Origin of the sequence: Citrobacter sp. Ce129 (genome assembly GCF_030334545.1) — a bacterium.
GTDB classification, from domain to species: domain Bacteria; phylum Pseudomonadota; class Gammaproteobacteria; order Enterobacterales; family Enterobacteriaceae; genus Citrobacter; species Citrobacter europaeus.
Genome location: NZ_JAOWDS010000010.1, coordinates 1 through 281, shown reverse-complemented (window position 1 = coordinate 281; position 281 = coordinate 1). Strand labels below are relative to the sequence as shown.

General features: G+C 54.8%; 1 tRNA gene and 1 rRNA gene. Both read left to right on the top strand.

The window, feature by feature from the left end:
- Window positions 1–86: 86 nt before the first annotated feature.
- A tRNA-Thr gene (locus OGV77_RS00045) sits at window positions 87–162 on the top strand.
- A 38-nt stretch (window positions 163–200) separates the two neighbouring features.
- Window positions 201–281, top strand: a 5S ribosomal RNA gene (gene rrf, locus OGV77_RS00040); the annotation flags it as partial.

Here is a 281-nt window from a genome sequence, read left to right as displayed (position 1 = left end):
CTCAGAAGTGAAACGCCGTAGCGCCGATGGTAGTGTGGGGTCTCCCCATGCGAGAGTAGGGAACTGCCAGGCATCAAATTTAGTGTGCTGATATGGCTCAGTTGGTAGAGCGCACCCTTGGTAAGGGTGAGGTCCCCAGTTCGACTCTGGGTATCAGCACCAGTTTTTCGGTTAAAGTTCGGCACTTAGAAAAGAATTTGTCTGGCGGCTGTAGCGCGGTGGTCCCACCTGACCCCATGCCGAACTCAGAAGTGAAACGCCGTAGCGCCGATGGTAGTGTG